Source organism: Kosakonia sp. WA-90 (assembly GCF_039871955.1).
Taxonomy (GTDB): domain Bacteria; phylum Pseudomonadota; class Gammaproteobacteria; order Enterobacterales; family Enterobacteriaceae; genus Kosakonia; species Kosakonia oryzendophytica.
Window position 1 is genome coordinate 605,671 of sequence record NZ_JBDPLJ010000001.1, and the last position, 15,458, is coordinate 621,128.

Below are 15,458 nucleotides of genomic sequence, written 5' to 3' on the forward strand. Positions count from 1 at the left end.
ATTTCTTATACAATTGATTTCTGGCGATTACCGCCAGTGAAGGAGTTTTCGTGAGAAAGACAACTATCATTATGCTTATTGTGGCGATCGTCGCCGTTGCCGGAACGCAATTCGGCTGGTGGTAATACTGAGCAGTTAATTTTTTGCATCTTCACTTCCCGTGCATATGATGGCGTCATCCGAGCAGAACACCGTTGTCTCATTTATTTGGGCAGGAGCTCGCTATGTTCACTGGTCTGAAAAAAAGCGAAAGCAAACGGCATGCAGCGCTGGAACTGTTGAGTAAACAAGATAAACCCCGCGATGCCGCTCTTGCTGAGTTTGCAAATCTGGCATGTGAAGTCATGGGGGTCGATGGGTGCTTTATTAGCACATTCGACGACGATTACCAATATATTAAATATGTTAAAAACATTCCCATCGATCATGTCCAAATTTGCATCGAACAGACGATGTGCCAATATTCCCTGCGGGCGTGCCAGACGGTTATTTGCTCCGATACGCGGGTTGATGATCGATTTAATTACCAGCCGCTGGTAAAAAGCGGCGATATTATTTTTTACGCCTCCGCGCCAATGATCAATAAAGACGGCGTAGTCCTTGGAACATTGTGTGTCAGTCACCCGGAGACCTATGTTCCCTCTTCCAGGCAGGTAACAAACTTTCATCGCGTTGCTTCTCTCGCCGCCGTCTTTCTGGAATCCTGTTACGCTGCCGGTCTGGTAGATGCAGTGACCGGCCTGCCGAATCGGCAGTTTTTGATGAAAGAGATGGAACGGCTGACACACGAGAAAGTGAGCGGCAGCTATGGGTTGGTGATCTTTGACTGCATTGACATGGCGCGTGCTTATGAGCTGTCCCGCTATCTGGGGCTTGATGCGCTGGAAAAATTGCTACAGAGCTTTGGCCCCTCGCTACGTTCACGGCTGAAGCTGGAAGAGTCCGTTATGCTGTACGCCTTTACGACGGCGCGCTACGCCGTGCTGGTGGATATTGACCACGCGCTGAAGCTGGTGAAACGGACCAAGCGTTTGCCTTGCATTCAGGCCAAAGTTGCTGGTGATATTGATATTAATCTGAAGATCCATGCCGGTTACGTTAAGTTTTCCCCGCAGGAAGATAACGCGCAGGAAATTGTGCGCCAGGGCATTAGCGCACTGCATGAATCGATCCGCCAGGATATCCCGGTGTTGCAGTTCAACCCCATCCTCGATCACAAGCGTAATAAAGATTTCAAGCTTCTGTATGATCTCAGCGAGGCCATTAAATCCCCGAACCAGCTTTATCTCGTTTATCAGCCCAAAATTTCGTTACAAACCGGGAAAACGGAAGGTGTGGAAGCGTTGCTGCGCTGGAAGCATCCGCAACTGGGGAATATCTCTCCGGCGGTGATCGTGGCGCTGGCGGAAAAGACCACGCTGATGAGGGATCTCACCCAGTGGGTCATTACAAGGGTCATTGCTCAGCTTAAGGTCTGGAGACAACAGGGTATCCTGTTGCCGGTCTCGATTAATGTGACGGTCAGTGACTTTTCGCGCCCCGGTTTTGCCGATGAACTTCATCGCAACGTTGTTTCCGCAGGGCTCTATTCCTCGGACGTACGCATTGAGTGTCTGGAAACAGAGAAAGTGCTGGAGAGCGACCCGGCGCTGGAAGAGCTGGACAGACTCAAGTTGCTGGGCTTTACCATCCTGCTGGATGACTTTGGCGCCGGGTACAGCAACATCAGCTATCTGCGCCGGATCCCCATTGATGTGATCAAACTTGACCGTTCGCTGGTCAGCCAGGTCACCACCGACCCCGGCAGCCGAATCATCGCCCGCAACGTCATTATGATGCTGAAAGAGTTGCAATATGTGGTGCTGGCGGAAGGGATCGAAGATCTGGAAACCGCACGCATGCTGGGTGAGTACGGTTGTGATGAGGCTCAGGGCTACTTTTTCTCGCGCCCACTCTCACCGGAAGAAATCCCGGACTGGCTGGAAGACAGTAAACCGTTTCGCCTGCTGGCAAAGATGGCCACTGAACAGCATCAATATGGTTCCTGAGCGCTGACGTTGCCTGACTGTTCTCCTTCTCAACAGTCGGGCGGTGTCACAAAAATGTCATAAAGACCTTATTCTATTTCATCTCAATGCGTTACCCCTGCCGTCGTTTTTTACCCCGTGTAACAGGATTAAAGCCAAACTGAAAACCTGTCGATAGTTCAGGTGTGCGCTCTGTTTTTGCGCCTCACCAGACAATGGGAAGTAATGCGTTATGAAACTCAACCACCTTACTATCGGGCAACGGCTCGGATTTCTGGCAACTCTGCTTTTGCTGGCGACGCTGTTTATTGGCATACGTGGCTTGTCCATCAATGCCAGCGGATTAGTGCAAAACCAGCACATTATGGCCACGGAGAAGGTGGTTGCGGACAGCATTGATACCGCCCGCAACGCGCAGGTCCAGTTCAAAATTCAGGTACAAGAATGGAAAAATACCTTGCTTCGCGGTGCACAAAGTCAGGAAGTGTTTGATAAATACAAAAATGCCTTTGTCGAGCAGAGCCAAAAAACGCAGGCATTACTCAAAACCCTGAGTGAACTGCTGCCGGAAATAGGCCTTGCCAACACCGAAGCACTGAAAACCATCACGCTCCATGCCAGCCTGGAGCAGCACTATCTCGCCGCATTGCAACAGTACACGATTGGTGATGCCACCAGCGCTCAGCGCGTTGATCACCTGGTCACCGGTATCGATCGTGAACCGACGCGGATGATCGATGAGATGGTCGCTACTACGCTCAAACAGGCAGCTGTTATCCGCCAGCAAACTGATGAACGTAACCTTGATCACTACCAGCAAACGCGGCTGATGTTGATCATCGTGATGGCGCTGACACTGCTGGTCGGTTTGTTAATTACCTGGTGGCTGGTGCGCAGCATTACCCAACCGCTCGCACAGGCTGTTTCGGTCGCCCGTAATGTAGCTTCCGGCGACCTGCAATCCACTTTCACCATCAGTGGACGGGATGAAACTGCGGAGCTGATGCGCGCTCTGCAAGAGATGAACGGCAACCTGACACGGATTGTCGCCGGGGTGCGTTCCGGAACAGAGACCATTGCCGGCGCCTCCCAGGAAATCGCCACTGGCAGCCGTGAGCTCTCTTCTCGTAATGAAGCGCAAGCCAGCGCACTGGAACAAACAGCCGCGTCGATGGAAGAGCTGACGTCGGTTGTGAAAAACAATGCGGAAAACTCGCGTGTCGCCAGCGATATCACCCGCGAGGCCTTCCGTGTTGCTAATCAGGGTGGAGAAGTGGTCGAGCAAGTGGTAAACACCATGGGCGAAATTAACCAACTCTCCACTGAGATCAGCAGCATTATCGGTGTGATCGACAGTATCGCTTTTCAAACGAACATTCTGGCGCTGAATGCTGCGGTGGAAGCGGCTCGGGCCGGTACGGAAGGACGCGGTTTCGCCGTTGTCGCCTCAGAGGTTCGTGCACTTGCGCAGCGCTCTGCCACTGCCGCAAAAGAAATTGGCGCATTGATCCAGCGTTCGGTGCACCGTATTGATGAAGGTCATGCTCTGGTAAAAAATGCCGGTAACGCGATGGGGGAAATCGTGCAAAGCGTTGAGCGTGTCAGCCAGCTAGTGGAAACCATTTCACTGGCCAGCAAAGAGCAGAGCGTCGGTATCGACCAGGTGCATGTCGCCATTACCCATATGGACGCCGCCACCCAACAAAACGCCACGCTATCGCAGCAATCATCCGCGGCTGCGCACGCCATGCAACAACAAGCAGAGAATTTGCTTGAGATGGTACAAATCTTCAAACTGCGAGCACAGCATAACCCGCTGTAATGCGCACTAATCCTCGCTTCGGGTATTTTACCGAAGCGGGGGTAATATCGCGACCCGATGAATTAATACGCTGATCATCAATTTTCTCAATCTATCCGCAGAAAAATTTGCGTTTGATTACGTTTTGCTCACGGGTTATAAAGTACGCATGTGATGGATATACGATTTAACAAGCCTCAACATTCTTCGCTGGCAGTTTTGATGTCGAAACTGCCATCCTTTATTTCCTTTCCGGCTCACTTTCTTCCGCGTAGTAACTTCTATTTTACCTGTATTTGATCCCGCTAACGTTTTTTTAAAGAAAAAGCGAGCCTGTGAATTTATTAACGGAAATAACTCAGGCACCGTCAACAGAGAAATAGATCCTGTCTGGATAATGAGCGGAAAGATCAGCGTACTGATTGACGCAGTACGGCAGCCAGCATGTTACCATCCGATCGCGATTGCAAAAAAAACGCCACGCCCGTGACGAGCGAGAAAAGAGGTAAAGCGCCTGGATGAAGCGCTTTATTGGCAGAGGGTTAGTGGGTGCGCAAGAGCATGCTGATTGCATCTTGCTCAGACAATCCGTGCCCCTTAATGGAAACTTCCATCGTTTCATCTTGCGTTTGATTAAATAATGCCTCGTCACCGCTGGCATGCAGATTACCGGACACGACATCTCCCATTTCGACATCGTATTTTCCGAGCAGCTCAGCGATAGTAAACTCACCCTTTTCGTCGCGAATAACAATGAAGCCAATGCGGTGTTCGTGATGAACGACAGTACCTTTCATAAGAAAAATCCTTTCGCTGGTAGGGATCTCAGATTAGCTGAATATAGTCGTTTCGGGAATGATCACCGCCCTTTTTAGTGAGGCTGTACGCGCTCATGCAACAGCTTTTTGATCCGGAGCACAAATATCGGTCTGGGGAAGCCATGCAGGGGCGCTTTGGGCTGGCAAATGACAAAAATCTTCCATAATAAAAATTATCTTTCAGGGGCATACTATAATAAAAGCATCTACATTTTATAGGGTTAAAGTGAGCAATTGCATTTACACTTTTGTTACCCCCGGTGCTTATTTCTTCCATGTCAAGAAATAACTCCGAAACTAAAGCTAAATTTTATGCAAACGCGATTTTCTATTTTATGTCTGTATTGGAAAAGGATATATCCCAAAAAAAATAAAGCACTGAATAAATAGCATCGTAACCCAATAGGGTAATTACACTATATCAGCAGCCCCGGACCTCTCTCGAGAATACTCACTATGCGCAACAATGAGCCCATCACACAAAAAGAGTACGTTTTCGATAATAATGCAACGCTGATGTCTACTACCGACCCCGCCAGCTATATCACTTATGCCAATGACGCGTTTATAAAAGTCAGCGGTTTTTCTATGGAGGAGGTCAAAGGAGAACCGCATAACCTGGTGCGTCACCCGGATATGCCCAAAGAGGCATTTGCCGATATGTGGGCAACGCTCAAGCAGGGCGAGCCGTGGACCGCGCTGGTGAAAAACCGCCGTAAAAATGGCGACCACTACTGGGTTCGCGCAAATGCAATCCCGGTGATACGCGCTGGCAATGTGAAGGGATATATGTCTGTTCGCACCAGGCCAGCCCCGGAAGAAGTGGCGGCGACCGAGGAGGTGTATCGTCAATTCCGGGAGGGACGGGCAAAAGGCAAGCGTTTTCACAAAGGGTTGATTATCCACACAGGGCTGATGGGCTGGCGCTCCCTGTTCGTTACCATGCCCCTGCGCTGGCGGTTACGTTCGGCATTAATCGTCACGCTTTTGCTCAGCCTGCTTGCGGTGTGGAGCAGTGCATTAACTGCGGGTCACCAGGGAATATTCACCGGTTTTATGACTGCCCTGCTGCTGTTGATCGATCTCTGGCTGGAGTATCAAATTGTCCGCCCGGTCGAGCGTCTTTGCCAGCAGGCGTTGCAAGTGGCAAGCGGCGCAACACATCAGGTTGAACAGCTCAACCGTGTGGATGAAGTGGGCGTCACGCTCCGTGCGATCAATCAGCTTGGGCTGATGTTCCGCTGGCTGGTTAACGACGTCAGCGGTCAGGCGCAAAACGTACTCAAATCCTCTGATTCCCTGCGGGCAGGCAATGATGACCTGAGCCGCCAGACAGAACAAGCCGCGTCAAACGTACAGCAAACTGCAGCCACCATGAATGAAATGACCGCCACGGTGCGCAGTAACCGGGAAACCGCCGCCGAAGTCACCCGTCTGTCAGAAAGCACCCGCGATGCCGCCTGCCAGGGGGGTCAGGTGATGAACCATATGATTGAGATGATGGCTGCTATTGCAGACAGCTCCAGCCAGATTGCCAGCATCACCAGCATTATTGACAGCATCGCCTTCCAGACGAATATCCTGGCATTAAACGCTGCCGTGGAGGCCGCTCGTGCCGGTGAGCAAGGTAAAGGGTTTGCCGTTGTGGCAGGTGAAGTGCGTAGCCTCGCGCAGCGTAGCGCCCGCGCCGCCAGCGAAATCAAAGAGCTGATTGAAAATAGCGTAACCCATGTTAGCTCAGGCAGTGGGCTGGCGGATGATGCCGGAAACACCATGAAGGCGATCGTGGAGCAGGTACAGAATGTCACGACCCTGATTGCACATATCAGTGCCGCGACAGCGGAACAAGCCACTGCGCTGAGTGAAGTGAGCCTGGCGGTGGAAGACCTCGATAAAATCACGCATCAGAATGCAGAGCATGTGCTGGAAAGTGCGGAAGCATCCGGTCGCCTTAACCAGCAGGCCATTCGCCTGGCCGAAGCCATTTCCGTATTTAAGTGAAGCCAAAGCGATGTAAACCTGCACACAGCACACATTTTCCCGCCATTTGCGGGGAGAATATAGGCACAGTACTCGTGAGGATATTCCTATGAAAAAGTTACTGATCTGTTGTCTGTTCGGCAATACCGCCAATGCGTTGGCCAGAAAGATGCAAAAGGCCGCCGATGCGCAGGGGCATCAGATGTTGATAAGCGCCATTGGCGTGAGTAATTTTGCCAGTGTTGCACCGGCGTTTGACTGCTATTTAGTCGCGCCGCATATCCAATATAAGCTGGATGAGCTGAAAGACGCGATTGATGATTCCGCACCGATTGCTGTGATCGAAAGTTATCCTTTCGCCTCGATGGATGGCGAGAAAGTGCTGGAGTTTGTCATGGCGCGAATGCCGACGATGACGGCATAAGAGAACCCTAAAACCACGTCTGCGGACGTGGTTTTTGTTTGATGAAAAAGGCGTGTTGCAACAGCACGGCAGCCTGAAGGCGAAATAAAAGCATAAGAGGTTTCCACCCACGCCGGAAACCTCTTATGCACAGCAATCAGGATTGCAGTGTAGCCAGACGCGCTGCGAAGCCCACAAAAATCAGGCCGATCAGGGAATTACCCAGGCGGGTTAGTTTTTGTCGTGTCTTCACCCATTGCGTGACATAGGAACCGGAAATAATCAGGAAACTGAAATAGCAGACGCTGATGATTTCCAGCGTAGTGGCAAGAATGAAGAAAGCCGTTCCGGGGCGGGTATAAGTAATGTCGATAAATTGCACAAAAAACGACACGTAAAACAGAATGGCTTTCGGGTTCGTCAGACTGAGCACCAGCGCGCGTTTGAAAATATCACCTTTATGCACGTCGTGTTGCCCCTCTTCCCGCGCCTTGCGCACAAAGGTGCTGTACAGCATTTTGATACCGAGATAGAGGAGATAAAACGCCCCCAGATAACGGATGATATTGAACAGTACGGGTGTGGTTTTGATAAGCGTGGCGACACCCGCATACGCGAGGAACATCAAGACCGCATCACCAATAAAGACGCCGCTCGCTGCGACATAACCGTTTTTCAACCCACCTGCAATACTGCTCTTCAATACAAAGAAGGTATTTGGCCCCGGCACCAGGATGATAAAAATAGCGCCAATAAAATAGGACCAGTAACTGATAACTCCATACTCGGCAAACACACATCCTCCTGAAAAAACACAACAGCATAACCGGCGCTAACATACGCCATATGGCAGTGAACATAAAGCACGGTGCAAAGCCAGGGGATGAGCGGGTTAATGTCTGTCCGTTTACCACATCACTTGAATACTGATTATATATACAGTATAAATATGCGGTTAATTAACCAGTGAAAAGGAACCATCGATGTTTGTTGAGCTAATCTATGACAAGCGTAATGTTGAAGGATTACCAGGGGCAAAAGACATTATCCTTGCCGAATTGACTAAACGCGTGCAGCGCCTCTTTCCCGACGCTGAAGTGCGCGTTAAGCCAATGCAGGCAAATGGCCTGAACAGCGATGCCAGTAAAAACGATCGCGAAAAGCTGAACCGGATGCTTGAAGAGATGTTCGACGAGTCGGACATGTGGCTTGTACAGGAGTAGCACTCTTCGGCAGGCACAACAGGCGCAGGTTTTAACACTATCATGAAGATTATATAAAGTGCAGACGAGTGGCGTTTCAAGCGGTAACGGCACGCAGAGAATCAGCAACACCAACATCACGTGATGGGAGAAGGCCATGTTCAGCGGACTCAGCGCTAACGAAGCTCAACGGCTTGCCGCACTGGAATTGCTCAAACGCGAAGATAAAGAGCGCGACAGCGTGCTGGGCGAGCTTGCTGAATTCGCCCGCCGTTTAATGGGTGTTTCCGGTTGTTTTGTCACGATTATTGATGACGCATTTCAATACATCAAATACGTGAACAATGTCCCCTTGTTTGCCGGGTGTGTCCCGCTTGAAGAAACCATGTGCCACCATTCTCTGTCTCTGGATGAGCCGGTTATTTGCCCGGATGCCCGTCAGGATGCGCGTTTTTCAGAACATCCCATTGTACAAAATGGCACGGTCATTTTTTATGCCGTCGCACCAATAAAAACCCGTGATGGACATACGTTTGCATACCGGAACCACCGTAGGCGCAGAAGCCCTTTTACGCTGGGAGCATCCGGTGTTCGGGAATATTCCTCCCGCAACGCTTATTGCCCTGGCCGAACGCACCAGCCTGATGGCAGGGCTGACGCAGTGGGTGGCAGACAGAGCCATTAAGCAGCTGGTCGAATGGCGCCGAAACAACATCGGGATTCCCATCTCGATCAATGTTTCCGTCAGTGATTTGTCAAAACCCGGCTTTGCGGATGCACTGGAAGAGAAAATAATCAGGGCCAGGCTGACGACCTGCGTGTTGAATGTCTGGAAACCGAAAGAGTGCTGGAAAGCCCGATCGCTCTTGATGAGCTGGATATGCTCAAAGTCCGCGGGTTTAAAATCCTGCTGGATGATTTCGGCGCGGGTTATAGCAATATTAGCTACTTGCGAAAAATCCCTGTCGATATTATCAAAATTGACCGCTCATTAATTAGCAGGGTGGCCAATGACAAAGGCAGTCAAATCATCGCTAAAAATATTATCAGCATGTTGAAAGAACTGGATTATATCGTGCTTGCCGAAGGCGTAGAGGATGCAGAAACCGCAGAAATATTAAAGGATTTTGGCTGCGATGAAGCACAAGGGTACTTTTCTTCCAGGCCACTTCACCCGACAATGATCCCGGACTGGTTGAACGCGTCCTCGTACTAACGAATAAAGCCGCGGTGGTGGCCTTATTGTCCGATACGGGTCTTATCCGCCTGCCCCCGGAAACAGATTGTCATATAATCGTTCAGGCTAATTTCAAAATTCCTGCACATTTATACACCACTATAAGAGACCCGATAAGGAATTAGCCTCTTTTGGAGGGCAGGAATATAAGATGAGACTGATGAAAAGACTGGCGATGGCTATCACATTGTTTGCTGCCGGCTCAGCCACAGCCCTTGCCGAGCCAGGTTTTCAGCCGCATGGCGGGCATGGTTTTCCTGATGGAGGACGGCGAGATGATATCCCCCGTCCAGGCGACAGGTTCCGCCTTCTTCCGGACATTGCCACTACAGTTTTGCTGGGTGGATTAACCTATTATCTGGTGAACGGTATTTACTACCAAAGACAGGGTGCGCAGTATGTGGTGGTTGAAAAACCCTCATCAGCGCCCTCCCCATCAAGTGCACAGGTGCTGGACTTTAACGGTAAACGCTATTACGTGCGTGACGGTCATTATTATGCGCGCGATATTGATGGCAACTATTTTGAAGTTCCGCGGCCGAACGGGCTCTGACTGTTCTGTAACAGCTGCTGTCTTATAAAGCCCGGCATTACTATTCATTCGCCGCACGGAGAGCGACACGTCTTATCTCATCGCACAATGCTGACAATGCGGAGGGGCAAGAATGTGTTGCCTGAGACTGAATGGTATCGAGGTCTTTTGTATCGAGTGTTGAGTCAATGTGACGAAAAACGTAGGCTTTAAGGGCAGGATTTTTAGGTAAAAGCGCCTTTAAATCAGCCAAAGAATCCCAATGGTCAACCAGTAAGTGCACGATGGCTTCCGAATTTCCCTCCGCGATATCTCCCTGGTCACAGTGACCATAATTTATACGGTTCTGGTTGACCGCCATCCAGGTGTCCAGCGAATCAACGGCCATATCCGCGGCTTTAGCATCAGCCGGGGTACAAGTCTTCGCCCATGTGGAGAAGGCAGTAAATATCCCGCAAAAAAGTACGAAAATCACTTTTTTCATAAAGCGTAATTACCTGTGTTCATTGTCAGGAAGTGACTGATAAACATTTCTCTTGTTGTGTTTTTTTTCGCTACATACCCGGAATAAAGGTGTATTAAACATTAAAGCTTTGTCTTGATATTGGCGAGGACCCATACAATGGCATCGTCTGTATCAGGAACAGATCAGCACTCTGTTACGGAGGCCCGACACAGAGATCGACATCCTTCAGAACAGACGATTGTCGATCGTATTCCTGAAGTCTCAGGCATTCAACTACAGCCGCCAGAAGCTGGTATGACAGTAAAAGACGCGCGACAGATCAAGAGTTACTCAAAAACATAGTCGTTGTTTCGATGGTCATGGTTTGAAATCGAAGACAATCCTTTCCGGGAGGCCTTCAGGTTTATCCGGGAAGTGACCGGATTTCACGGCGGTATTGATCGCAACCAGTGATGCTTTACACAAAGCAACATCCCCTTTCTCGACTTCTACCCCTGTTACCTTTCCTCCTGAGGGCTGATGGACATAGAGGGAACAGGTCTTGCCTTTAAATTTGTCTGGCTCTGAAAAGGCGCTTTCAACCGCGGACTTTGCGCTGGCGGCATACTCATCGATTCCTTTTGGTACAGATATCTTATGTGTAGTCGTGCAACCTGTAATCATAAACACCAGCAAAGCCATCCCTTCCTTCTTAAACATGTTTTTATTCCTTTTTTATCGCAGGAAGACAGCATCTTAACCGTTATTCGTCACTTGCATAGAGCTCTTTATACCATTCAAAGCAGATTGATTTGCTGCGCTAACTCACCCTCACCTTTCTCAGTCTTGATGACGCCCTCTCATCACTCAACAGCCTTGATCCCTTTCCGGAACCTAAAATAAAACCTGCCCGTGGGCAGGTTGTTAATAGCGAGCATTAATGAAATTTAAGATTTCAACTTTGGATCCTGCGAAAGAATTGCTCAGTTGATTCCCGGACGTGCTCATCAGGATTTTCGGCAATATCTCCCTCACCTGGCGAATGCCGGACGTAACTACTGTGCCCATGTATCAAAGCTGGAGAAGATCCTACAGAGCCAGCAACTGCACAAAATGACAGAAACAGCAAAAACCACGAAGTTCTCAACGATTTACCCATCATTCACAATCCGTGCGTTGTTGATATCGAAAAACATACTGGATCAGTTAACGTAAAATGCTGTATGCGATGATTAAACCTATCCAGGAAGCTGTGAACAACTGCATATCCGTTCACGATCACAGGACACGAAAACGAGTAATAAAAGCCCCCTCAAGAAAGTGGTTTAGAGGAGATAAGTAAAAAAGCCCCGGAGAATGCCGGGGCCTGGAATTTTCAGGAAGAATTTATAACGGTGAACCAAGAGGACCGTTGATGATCTTAACACTCTCTTCATAGCAGGCTTCAAAACTTTCCAGTTAAGAGCCAGATACCCTTAATTTTTTGCCGGTATCTAAGTTTGCAACTTCATCATTTGTGAACAGGTCCATTTGCACCAATCCCTGGTACTGGATCCAGTCAAATCCGTTGGTCATATACCGATCCCTGTTTGCTTCGGCTTCTCAGATCAAAAAGTGGAAAGAAGGAATACCGACGCTGACAATTGGGTAAACTGATGGAAATCATCAAATGGTGCCGGGTGCCTCCCGGTTTATTTGAGATAGAGCGATGAATCAATCTCTTGTTTCTTTTCCTGTAAGAAAGAATCAAGAGAATCTGCAGATGTTTTGTAAATTGGGGTATTAGCAGGAATGTCCACTGTTTTTTTACTGATAACTAATGTAAACGAAGGCTGGAACTCACTACGATACCTTACTGCTACTGTTATTTCTAATTTGGCGGGGTTTTTTAAGCTCAGATTTTCAGCTGTAACTTTATCCTGTCCTTTATTTCCGCTATTAATAAGGTCTGATAATTTACCCAATTTACTTTTCAGCGCATCTTTGTAATTACCGACATTAGCCTGTTGTAGCAGTTCTTCATCCGGAACAGCCTTATCATTGAAATTCAGCACTAACGAAACAATCTGATGTTCGTCATAGACTTCACCTAACTTTACAGCCCCACCGTCAACAGGGATGATATGTTCATTTTTGAAACGAAACACCCCAGCATTAATCAATGACGCCAGAATCAGTGCGACCCCAACAATTGTGCTTCCTGCAATTACCGATCTCATTATTCGCCTCCACAAAAATTATTTTCAATGAAATCATATCGCTTATATCACTCTATTAACAGGATCTTTTCTTATCGACCTACCAGCATATCCTGGCATGCCTTTTGATATATTATATTTTCTCAGAACCTTGATACATTGTTAAGGCTCCCTGATGGCTACAGACCAGTTCCTTAGAAAGAAATACGATACACCACAAGCAATATTCGTTTGCAATGCAGTTAGCTATCTTATTGAAAAGATGCACATAAAAAAGCAAAAATGAATATATTCTTCGCGTCAGATGTTTTCTTGAGTTTTAGTTAAAGCCAAAAAAAAACATGCCGATAACTTATATGTTTTACGGCTCTTCAGGCTACTCAACCAAACTTTGTGGAACGAGGTTAAAATGTTCAGGAATTTACCTATCAAGAAAAAATTCTTTTTTGCCTTTGGCGCCGTTTTAGTTTTATTACTGACATTGTGCGCAACTTTCTATTCTAATTTTTCCAACATCGTTAATACCAACGAATGGAATATTCATAGCTGGCGCGTCATCGACAAAAGCCGTGCATTGACCTTAAGCCTGGTGAATATGGAAACCGGTCTGCGTGGCTATGCGATTAATGGCAAAGAAGAAATGCTGGCTCCATGGAGTTCAGGCAAAGAGGATTTTGCTAAATTTTTGCAGGAAACTAAAGGATTGACTGCGGATAACCCTGCACAACAAAAGCGCCTGGATAGTTTGCTTAAGCAGGAACAAGAGTGGCAGGAGAAATTCGTCGCTGAGTTGCTTGATCACCGTCGCGCACTAAATACGGGAGCAATGACACAGGTGGATTTCAATGCGGCCTTCGAAGCCAACACTGGCAAGCCGCAGATGGATCAAATGCGTAAAACCATTGATGAAATCGTCAATGCCGAGACAAATCTGCTCAGCGAACGGCAGGGTTCCGTCGATTCCGTTCAAACAAACACCCGGATTACCTTGTTTATCGGCGCGCTGTTGGGCGTATTTATCGCTTCTGCTTTAGGCTACGTCCTTGCCCGTTCTGTTACCCTTCCGCTTGAGGAAGCGGTAAAAGCGGCTCAGGCGATTGCTGCAGGCGATCTCTCCACCCGTCTGGTAGCACGTTCAAAAGATGAAACGGGTATTCTGATCGTCGCCCTTACCGCCATGCAGGAACAACTTATAAAGGTGGTCTCTGATATTCAGGCCGCCGCGTCTTCTATCGACAGCGCCTCTAAAGAAGTCGCGATGGGCAATACTGATCTCGCTGCACGAACAGAGCAGCAGGCCGCGTCTCTCGAAGAAACCTCAGCCAGCATGGAACAACTGACGGCGACTGTGAGGCAAAATGCTTCTAACGCGCAAAATGCCAGCAGCATGTCGTCCGACGCGTCCGAAATCGCACAGCAGGGAGGCGTAGTGGTGGACAAAGTCGTTACCACCATGGCTGCTATTTTTGACAGCTCGAAAAGTGTGGTCGAAATTATCGGCACAATTGAAAGCATTGCTTTTCAGACAAATATACTGGCGCTCAACGCGGCAGTAGAAGCCGCTCGCGCGGGCGAGCAGGGCCGTGGTTTCGCTGTGGTGGCAAGCGAAGTGCGTGCTCTCGCGCAGCGCAGCGCGACAGCGGCAAAAGAGATAAAATCGCTGATTGAAGCCTCGAATCACCGTATATCGAAAGGCACAGACCTGGTCGCTCAGGCAGGCAAAACCATGACCGGGATAGTCACGGCGATCAGTAACGTCTCAGCAATTATGTCAGAAATCTACACAGCCTCCGGCGAGCAGGTTAACGGTATCGAGCATATCGGCATCGCTATCTCGCAGATGGATGAAGTGACCCAACAAAACGCCGCGCTGGTTCAACAAGCTGCCGCTGCGGCCGCGTCGCTGGAAGATCAGGCTGCTCAGCTAAACCGCTCGGCTGCGATTTTTAAACTCGCCTGACGGCCCCACCGTTACCCACTCTCGCCAATAATTTTACGTCCGCTTTTGGCACAAACGACCAGACCGCGAGCAGTCAGGTCTGCTTTGTGCGAGGAGCGGACAGTTATTCGTATTCGTTTATCCATTCAAATTAAAGTTAAAAGCGCCACTAAGGATTAAATCACAGAAACCCTTTCACTGACTGGCTGGTGAGTGATTAATTTTTCAGATGGCTGCCTGAGTGAGATTGACTCTCCCGCAACGAAAATAAAGCATAAAAAATAAATCTACAAAACCATTCGGTATCGAACAAAGTCATCTGTCACTGCCACTTTATCGTAAAGTTTGCGGGCAGAATTTTGCGCTCGGGTAAACCAGTAAACTTTTGCCCAGCCTTTGGTGGTGGCTTCATCATGTAGGTGCTGCAAAATTGCTCGTCCAATACCTTCCCCTCGCAGGGACTCGCATACGAAAAAATCTTCAAGATAACAAACGGGCGTAACCACATAGGTGCCTTCATGCAAGACACATAAGGCAAAACCCACGACTTTTTTATTTACTTCAGCAACCCGGCAGAATATGGGTGAACCCGGATCATTTGCCCGGTGCCAGGTGAACGTTGTAACTTCATGACTTACCGTACCTCCACCAAAATCGTTATAGGCCTCCCATAATTCCAGCCAGTCGTGATAATCACCCTCTTTTACTTCCCGTACCAGAACGTCCATCTTTATCTAAACCTCTTAAGACTAAACTTAACAAATATACGCCCAGGAAAGACTGATAAAAAACGAATTCATGGGTAAATACTGGTGTGGCTGCAAACCATTGGAGGAGAAATCAGCGGTTATATCCTCTGAGCACTGGCCGGTGCGG

At 48.7% G+C, this 15,458-nt stretch carries 13 protein-coding genes and 2 pseudogenes; 9 read left to right on the forward strand and 6 right to left on the reverse strand.

Going from position 1 to position 15,458, the window contains the following annotated elements; genetic code table 11:
• Positions 1 to 224: 224 nt before the first annotated feature.
• On the forward strand, positions 225 to 2,048 hold the full coding sequence (locus ABGA49_RS02725; RefSeq protein WP_347665096.1) for a sensor domain-containing phosphodiesterase: 1,824 nt from the start codon (positions 225 to 227) through the stop codon (positions 2,046 to 2,048).
• Positions 2,049 to 2,259: 211 nt separating this feature from the next.
• Positions 2,260 to 3,849, forward strand: coding sequence for a methyl-accepting chemotaxis protein (locus tag ABGA49_RS02730; RefSeq protein WP_061494971.1), 1,590 nt, complete (start codon positions 2,260 to 2,262; stop codon positions 3,847 to 3,849).
• A gap of 521 nt (positions 3,850 to 4,370) precedes the next feature.
• Here ABGA49_RS02730 and ABGA49_RS02735 read toward each other — a convergent pair.
• Positions 4,371 to 4,625 carry a hypothetical protein gene (locus ABGA49_RS02735; RefSeq protein WP_347665097.1) on the reverse strand — a complete coding sequence of 85 codons (255 nt, stop codon included), beginning with the start codon at positions 4,623 to 4,625 and terminating at the stop codon, positions 4,371 to 4,373.
• Positions 4,626 to 5,102: 477 nt separating this feature from the next.
• Between ABGA49_RS02735 and ABGA49_RS02740 the strand changes: the two genes are divergently transcribed.
• Both ABGA49_RS02740 and ABGA49_RS02745 read left to right on the forward strand, forming a co-directional pair.
• A complete protein-coding gene (locus tag ABGA49_RS02740) occupies positions 5,103 to 6,647 on the forward strand; it encodes a PAS domain-containing methyl-accepting chemotaxis protein (protein ID WP_061494967.1) in 1,545 nt (514 codons plus the stop codon).
• Positions 6,648 to 6,735: 88 nt separating this feature from the next.
• Positions 6,736 to 7,050: a PTS cellobiose transporter subunit IIB gene (locus ABGA49_RS02745; protein WP_061494965.1), complete on the forward strand. Its 315-nt coding sequence runs from the start codon at positions 6,736 to 6,738 to the stop codon at positions 7,048 to 7,050.
• A 136-nt stretch (positions 7,051 to 7,186) separates the two neighbouring features.
• On the opposite strand, the gene leuE is transcribed toward ABGA49_RS02745, so the two are convergent.
• A complete protein-coding gene (gene leuE, locus ABGA49_RS02750) occupies positions 7,187 to 7,825 on the reverse strand; it encodes a leucine efflux protein LeuE (RefSeq protein WP_134318308.1) in 639 nt (212 codons plus the stop codon).
• Between the two features lie 187 nt (positions 7,826 to 8,012).
• On the opposite strand from leuE, the gene ABGA49_RS02755 reads away from it, so the two are divergent.
• The 4 genes and pseudogenes from ABGA49_RS02755 to ABGA49_RS02770 all read left to right on the forward strand — a co-directional run bounded on the left by ABGA49_RS02755 (position 8,013) and on the right by ABGA49_RS02770 (position 10,021).
• Positions 8,013 to 8,252: a DinI family protein gene (locus tag ABGA49_RS02755; protein WP_061494961.1), complete on the forward strand. Its 240-nt coding sequence runs from the start codon at positions 8,013 to 8,015 to the stop codon at positions 8,250 to 8,252.
• 256 nt (positions 8,253 to 8,508) lie between these two features.
• Positions 8,509 to 8,709, forward strand: a pseudogene (locus ABGA49_RS02760) (sensor domain-containing phosphodiesterase); the annotation flags it as partial.
• A gap of 49 nt (positions 8,710 to 8,758) precedes the next feature.
• Positions 8,759 to 9,447: pseudogene (locus ABGA49_RS02765) on the forward strand (EAL domain-containing protein); the annotation flags it as partial.
• A gap of 172 nt (positions 9,448 to 9,619) precedes the next feature.
• A complete protein-coding gene (locus tag ABGA49_RS02770; RefSeq protein ID WP_170933820.1) occupies positions 9,620 to 10,021 on the forward strand; it encodes a DUF6515 family protein in 402 nt (133 codons plus the stop codon).
• A gap of 40 nt (positions 10,022 to 10,061) precedes the next feature.
• Here the strand turns inward: ABGA49_RS02770 and ABGA49_RS02775 are convergent, their stop codons facing one another.
• From ABGA49_RS02775 to ABGA49_RS02785, 3 genes are all read right to left on the reverse strand, one after another.
• On the reverse strand, positions 10,062 to 10,484 hold the full coding sequence (locus tag ABGA49_RS02775) for a hypothetical protein (RefSeq protein ID WP_061494955.1): 423 nt from the start codon (positions 10,482 to 10,484) through the stop codon (positions 10,062 to 10,064).
• A 339-nt stretch (positions 10,485 to 10,823) separates the two neighbouring features.
• Positions 10,824 to 11,165, reverse strand: coding sequence for a cell envelope integrity TolA C-terminal domain-containing protein (locus ABGA49_RS02780; RefSeq protein ID WP_347665098.1), 342 nt, complete (start codon positions 11,163 to 11,165; stop codon positions 10,824 to 10,826).
• 971 nt (positions 11,166 to 12,136) lie between these two features.
• Entirely contained in the window at positions 12,137 to 12,664 is a 528-nt protein-coding gene (locus tag ABGA49_RS02785) for a hypothetical protein (RefSeq protein WP_061494951.1), read from the reverse strand.
• Positions 12,665 to 13,052: 388 nt separating this feature from the next.
• Between ABGA49_RS02785 and ABGA49_RS02790 the strand changes: the two genes are divergently transcribed.
• Positions 13,053 to 14,603 (forward strand): methyl-accepting chemotaxis protein, encoded by a 1,551-nt coding sequence (locus tag ABGA49_RS02790; RefSeq protein WP_347665099.1) that lies wholly within the window; start codon positions 13,053 to 13,055, stop codon positions 14,601 to 14,603.
• Between the two features lie 266 nt (positions 14,604 to 14,869).
• Here the strand turns inward: ABGA49_RS02790 and ABGA49_RS02795 are convergent, their stop codons facing one another.
• A complete protein-coding gene (locus tag ABGA49_RS02795; protein ID WP_134318313.1) occupies positions 14,870 to 15,310 on the reverse strand; it encodes a GNAT family N-acetyltransferase in 441 nt (146 codons plus the stop codon).
• Between the last annotated feature and the right edge of the window lie 148 nt (positions 15,311 to 15,458).